This window comes from Aneurinibacillus danicus (genome assembly GCF_007991215.1).
GTDB classification, from domain to species: Bacteria; Bacillota; Bacilli; order Aneurinibacillales; family Aneurinibacillaceae; genus Aneurinibacillus; species Aneurinibacillus danicus.
In genome coordinates, this window is record NZ_BJXX01000002.1 from 1 (window position 1) to 6129 (window position 6129).

The following is a 6129-nucleotide window of genomic DNA, read 5'->3' on the forward strand; positions in this document are numbered from 1 at the left end:
AAAAGTCAGCCGCTCTTCCCCTCATTTTTATGTTGGGATTGCGGCTGAAACGCCGTAAGAGTTCCTCTAATATTTTATCATGCTCGCCAAAAAGATGAGAGAAATTGATATACTAATAATATATTTAGGGTTTTAGCTCTTAATCTAAACCTCAAACCGGGTTATGATTAAAACTAAATTACGTAAAATGAGGGACAAGAATGAAAGAGGTTATTATTTATACAGACGGCGCCTGCTCCGGCAATCCGGGACCGGGCGGCTGGGGTGCCGTACTGCTGTACGGAAAACATCGCAAAGAGATGTGCGGCAGTGAGGACAATACCACCAATAACCGCATGGAATTAAGGGCGGCAGTAGAGGCGCTTAAGACGCTGAAAGAGCCTTGCAAGGTTTTGCTGCACAGCGATAGCGCTTATATGGTCAACTGTTTTCAGCAGGGCTGGTATAAAGGCTGGATGAAGAACGGATGGAAAAACAGCAAAAAACAGCCGGTAGAAAATCAGGATCTGTGGAAAGAGCTGCTTGCGCTTATGGAAGTGCACGATGTCCAGTACATCAAAGTCAAAGGCCATGCAGACAATGAATTGAATAACCGCTGCGATGAACTGGCTACAGGAGCCATTGTGCGACGGTAAGAAGAAGAGGAGGTGGCAGCATGGAACAACAGCATGAGATGACAGCAACGGATTGGAGCCGCCTAAAGCAAGGAGTTATCCGCTACGCACACGATATTGGAATTGATAAAATCGGGTTTGCCGCGGCAGACCCGTTTCTGGTATTAAAAGAGAGGTTATATAAGCATCGTGAACTCGGCTACGAGTCAGGCTTCGAAGAGAAAGACATCGAAAAAAGGGCACATCCGGAGCATACCCTGCCAGAAGTAAAATCCATTATCGCGATTGCTTTGGCCTACCCGTCCCGCATGGAATCCCCGCCGAAGTCAGAGCAAGGGAATTATCGGGGGATTATGGCGCGTGTGTCCTGGGGGGAAGACTATCACCACGTACTGCGTGACCGATTGAAGAAGCTGGAACAATTCCTTCATGAGAAAGTGCCCGGTATCCGAACAGAAATCATGGTTGATACCGGGGCGCTGTCGGATCGCGCCGTTGCAGAACGCGCGGGACTGGGATGGGTCGGTAAGAATACATCGCTGATTACCCCGGAATTTGGCTCATGGGTATACCTGGGTGAAATGCTGACGAGCGCTCCGTTTCCACCCGATCAGCCCGTGATAGAAGATTGTGGAGATTGTACGCTCTGTATTGATTTCTGTCCGACAGGAGCGATTGTGCAGGGAGGACAGCTTAATTCCCAGCGCTGTGTTGCGTTCTTGACCCAGTTGAAAGATGAAATTCCCGAAGAATTCCGGCCGGCTATCGGGAATCGTCTGTACGGTTGTGATACGTGCCAGCAGGTTTGCCCGAAAAACCGGAAACTCAATTTTACGCATCATCCGGAATTTACACCGGACCCGGAAGCGGCCAAGCCGCTGCTTAAACCGTTGCTCACTATCAGCAAGAAGCAGTTTGCATCCACATTTGGACGTACCTCCGGTGCCTGGCGGGGCAAAAAGCCAATTCAGCGAAACGCGATTCTGGCGCTTGCGCACTTTAAAGACAAAAGTGCTGTGCCGGACATCATTCGTGTGTTGACAGAAGACGAAAGACCGGCGCTGAGAAGCACGGCGGCCTGGGCGCTGGGGAGAATTGGCGGTGATGAAGCCATTCTGGCTTTAAAAAAGGCGAAAACCCGAGAAAAAGAAGAAACGGTCCGGCAAGAAATCGAAAAGGCGCTCCTAAGCCGGGAAAATGTCGAATGATTATACTGGATTTCTTCTTTTTGCCCGATGTAAGATGATAAGAAGATGCAAAAGGGAGGGATTGGGTGAAGTCGGAAGTTTTTTATACCGTATATCAAAGCCGGCTCGGGCCGATTACGTTGGCCGCAACAGACACGGGGGTATGTTGGGTGGAATTCGGCGAAGGAGATGCGACGAAACTCTCGTTAATGCGGTGGGCGAAAAAATGGCTCCATACGGAGAACATTACCTACGCACCTGAGGTCTTTCTCAAAGCGACGGAACAATTGGACGAGTATTTTGCAGGGGAGCGCCGGGAATTTACCCTTCCGCTTGACGTATATGGCACCCCGTTTCAAAAGCTTGTATGGAATCAGCTTCGGCAAATTCCTTACGGTGAAACTAAATCCTATAAAGATATCGCTCTTGCAATTAACGCAGCCAAAGCGGTGCGTGCCATAGGGGGAGCTAACAATAAGAATCCGCTGTCCATCTTCGTTCCTTGCCACCGGGTTATCGGCTCGAACGGCGCACTGGTCGGTTACGGCGGGGGATTGGACATTAAAGAACATTTACTGCAGCTTGAAGGTGTGTTGGAACGATCGGAAGTCGGTTTGACATAAGAATATACAGAGAAGAAGGGATGACGGCGCTTCTAATACGAAGTGCAGCCATCCCTTTTATTTTTACGGGGGAAAGTATAGGAAAGCTACAGGGAATTCGTGCTCTACGGACGCATATACATATTTTGAAATCATTGGATTGCGGAAAGGGGAAGCATAATGACAACCTGGAGAAGTGCACTTGAGAAATATTTAGAGTGCCGGACGAAAGGATTGGTTGTAGAAACAGATGATTTCTTCGATTGTGTAAGCGCGGAGCAGGCGAAGCGGGTAAAAAGGTACAGCACTTTCCGCTGGGAGCAGTTGAACCAACGAAATGCACGTCCGATAAAAAGCAAAGTGCAAATTCATACCCTGCAGGTAGAAAGAGAAATGGAAGATGAGGTTGTCGTTCGGATTGAGGCGAGGGAATGGTACGCCTATCAACTTGAAAGAAGGTGGCATGAGCAGGAGAAAGAGATGCAGATGCGTGTGATTCTACATCGCCCGCAGGATAAATGGTTGGTGGTGCATGAAGAGAAAATTCCGCATGAAGCAGCCATCCCTGTTTTTCATCAGTATGAAAATACAGAAGCTGAAGACAAGCGGCAAACGAAAACAGATCAGAGCTATTCATATAATCGTCTGCAGGCCATCCGGTATGCGGAAGCGTGGTGGAATGACTATAATCCGCAGTTCCGTCATTTTGATGTAGACTGTACGAATTTTATCTCCCAGTGCCTGTATGCGGGCGGTATTCCTCTACAGGTGACGGGTAGCCGGTCGAATGGCTGGTGGTATCGAGGCGGAAACAGTCCATCGGCACTCTGGAGCTTTAGCTGGGCCGTGGCCCATAGCTTTCGCTGGTATTTGGAGAAGGGGCGTATTAGAACGGAGACGAAATCGAGTGCGGATCAGCTATCGCTTGGGGATGTCATCTGTTATGATTTTGACGGTGATGGACGGTGGCAGCACTCCACCATTGTTGTGGCTAAAGATGGCCGCGGTATGCCGCTTGTTAACGCGCATACGACGAATAGCCGCCACCGGTACTGGGACTATCGTGATTCAACCGCTTATACACCGAACATTCAATATCGATTTTTTCATATTTTATAAGGGACGGAGCCGGACGATGCTCTGTGGAGCTTGCTTCGGTATAGTTTGAATGGCTGTTCATGTATGTTGATTGGCATTTTTGTGCTATGATAAAACATGAGGTGAACAAGTGAATGGCGTTGAATATCGTGCTGCATGAGCCGTTAATTCCGGCCAATACGGGCAATGTGGCCCGGACGTGCGCCGCAACCCGTACGAAGCTCCATTTGATTGAACCGCTCGGATTCTCGACAGATGACCGGTATTTAAAACGGGCAGGGCTTGATTACTGGCACGCGGTGGACATTACATATTACCAGTCTTTTGCTGACTTTGCGGCAAAGCATTCGGACGGTCGTTTTTTCTTTATCGAAACGAGCGGTAACAAATACCATTCCGAAGTAAAGTACAGGGATGGTGATTTTTTTGTTTTCGGTAAGGAAACGACGGGTATTCCCCAGGATATCCTCTCGCAGTATCCCGAACAAATCATTCGAATTCCAATGGGAGACGCAACCCGATCGCTGAACCTGTCCAATACCGCTGCGATTGTACTGTATGAAGCGCTGAGGCAAATTGGATATCCCGGTATGAAATAGAAGATAAAGCAGGAGATAAGACGATGAAAGAAGGGGAGCTTTGTATGGCAAAGAAAGCAATATTTTTCGATTTGGACGGAACGCTGCTGATGCTGGATACGGAAGCGTTTCTGAACCGTTATATGAAGCGGCTGGGGGAATATACCGCCCACCTCGTCGATCCGGAGCTGCTGGTCAAGTCCGTATGGAATGCGACAAAGCAGATGATGAAAGACGCTGGAGCGGAACGTACGAACGAAGAAATTTTTCGGGAACATTTTCTTGCGGCGTGCGGTGTGGAACAGGGGGATATCTGGCCGTTATTCGATAAATTTTATTCGGAAGAATTTCCGCTGCTGAAAGAAGATATTGAACCGCATCCATACGCGCTGAAAGTAGTAGAAGAAGCGAAAAAACAGGGCTACAGGCTGGTTGTTGCTACGAATCCGGTATTTCCGGGGATAGCCATTCGGGAGCGTATGAAGTGGGCCGGTTTGCTAGAGAATGACTTTGAGCATGTTACTATTTTTGAGACGTCACACTATTGCAAGCCCAATCCGAAATACTTCCTGGAAATCTGTGAGCGTATCGGCATCAAACCGGAAAACGCAATTATGATCGGCAACGATATGCAGCAGGATATGGTGGCTGCAGAAGTTGGATTGAAAACATTTTTGGTCGAAGACTACAAAATTGATCGAGGTGTACCGCAGCACCATGTTGATGCGCATGGGACGCTGAAAGAGCTGCATGATCAGCTTGTCAATCGTACGGGAATTTTTTCTTGCGATTGACAATATATCTTTTATTAAAAAAATAATTGACAAGTATTTAAAAGATGCGTAATATAATTTTCAGTGCAACTAAATATGCATCTCGCTTATCGAGAGAGGTGGAGGGACTGGCCCGATGAAGCCCGGCAGCGGATTTTCCGTGTTACGGAGAATGCTGTGCCAATTCCAGCAGGATATTCTATCCTGACAGATAAGAGTGTGGTATAAATGTGAAATAAACCCTCTCTGGTCTGCCGGAGAGGGTTTTTTGTATTACGTATGCAGGGCCCGCATACGTGGTGCAAATAGCAACTTGATTAGACACACGAGTAAATAAAAAGATAATTGGTAGTGAAGAGGGGGAACAGATGATGAAAAAGTGGATCGTAGCAATGATTCTGCTGCTTACTGTCGGTGTGCTTGCAGCATGCGGAGGCGGTGGCAATAACAGTGACCAAAAAGCTGACGGTAGTGATCAGAAGCAGGAAACAAAGAAAATTGTTGTAGGAGCAAGCGCCGTTCCACATGCGGAAATTCTTGAACATGTAAAAGATAAATTGAAAGAGCAGGGCGTAGAAATGGAAGTAAAAGTATTCGATGATTATGTGCTTCCGAATACTGCACTTGAAGAAAAGCAAATTGACGCGAACTACTTCCAAACGGTTCCGTATCTTGATGAGTTTAACAAAAAGCACAACACACACATTAAGGCATTAGACGGCATCCACTTAGAGCCGATGGGCCTGTATCCTGGTAAAGAAAAAGCGGCCGAGCCGAAGAACGGCGCAGTTATCGCTATTCCGGACGATGTGTCGAACGGTGCGCGCGCACTCAAACTGATCGAGTCCAAAGGTTGGATTAAGCTGACACCGGGCAAAGAGCTGAACAGCCTGTCCAAGCAGGATATCGTAGAAAATCCGCATAACATCCAAATTAAAGAAATGCAGGCATCTATGCTGCCGCGCGCGATTAACGAAGTCGACTACGCAGTTATAAACGGAAACTACGCGATGGAAGGTGGTCTGACATTCGACCAGGCGCTCGCGGTAGAGAAGAAAGATTCCGATGCGGCGAAGACATTCGCGAACATCGTAGCCGTTAAAGAAGGCGACGAAAACCGTGAAGAAATCAAAAAGCTGATTGAAGTACTGAAATCCGAAGATGTGAAGAAATTTATCGATGAGAAGTACAAAGGCGCGGTTATTCCTGTATTCTAATGATATGGAAGACAAAAAAGGCAAAGAGCCATTCGCTCTTTGCCTTTTTCTGTGAAAATC

At 47.6% G+C, this 6129-nt stretch carries 7 protein-coding genes and 1 riboswitch; all 7 genes read left to right on the top strand.

Features of this window, described 5'->3' with window-relative positions; genetic code table 11:
- The first annotated feature begins 200 nt into the window (after nucleotides 1–200).
- The 7 genes from rnhA (at nucleotide 201) to ADA01nite_RS00120 (ending at nucleotide 6069) form a co-directional block, all read left to right on the top strand.
- Nucleotides 201–635: a ribonuclease HI gene (gene rnhA / locus ADA01nite_RS00090; RefSeq protein ID WP_146807856.1), complete on the top strand. Its 435-nt coding sequence runs from the start codon at nucleotides 201–203 to the stop codon at nucleotides 633–635.
- A 20-nt stretch (nucleotides 636–655) separates the two neighbouring features.
- On the top strand, nucleotides 656–1822 hold the full coding sequence (gene queG / locus ADA01nite_RS00095) for a tRNA epoxyqueuosine(34) reductase QueG (RefSeq protein WP_246147167.1): 1167 nt from the start codon (nucleotides 656–658) through the stop codon (nucleotides 1820–1822).
- 65 nt (nucleotides 1823–1887) lie between these two features.
- Nucleotides 1888–2424: a methylated-DNA--[protein]-cysteine S-methyltransferase gene (locus ADA01nite_RS00100; RefSeq protein WP_146807857.1), complete on the top strand. Its 537-nt coding sequence runs from the start codon at nucleotides 1888–1890 to the stop codon at nucleotides 2422–2424.
- A gap of 159 nt (nucleotides 2425–2583) precedes the next feature.
- Entirely contained in the window at nucleotides 2584–3522 is a 939-nt protein-coding gene (locus ADA01nite_RS00105) for an amidase domain-containing protein (protein ID WP_246147168.1), read from the top strand.
- A 113-nt stretch (nucleotides 3523–3635) separates the two neighbouring features.
- Nucleotides 3636–4100, top strand: a complete 465-nt coding sequence (gene trmL / locus ADA01nite_RS00110) for a tRNA (uridine(34)/cytosine(34)/5-carboxymethylaminomethyluridine(34)-2'-O)-methyltransferase TrmL (protein WP_146807858.1) — start codon at nucleotides 3636–3638, stop codon at nucleotides 4098–4100.
- Between the two features lie 44 nt (nucleotides 4101–4144).
- Nucleotides 4145–4873: an HAD family hydrolase gene (locus tag ADA01nite_RS00115; protein WP_146807859.1), complete on the top strand. Its 729-nt coding sequence runs from the start codon at nucleotides 4145–4147 to the stop codon at nucleotides 4871–4873.
- 83 nt (nucleotides 4874–4956) lie between these two features.
- A riboswitch (SAM riboswitch) is annotated at nucleotides 4957–5070 on the top strand.
- 150 nt (nucleotides 5071–5220) lie between these two features.
- The gene (locus ADA01nite_RS00120) at nucleotides 5221–6069 is read left to right on the top strand and encodes a MetQ/NlpA family ABC transporter substrate-binding protein (protein ID WP_218029512.1); all 849 of its coding nucleotides are present in this window, start codon (nucleotides 5221–5223) and stop codon (nucleotides 6067–6069) included.
- Nucleotides 6070–6129: the final 60 nt, after the last annotated feature.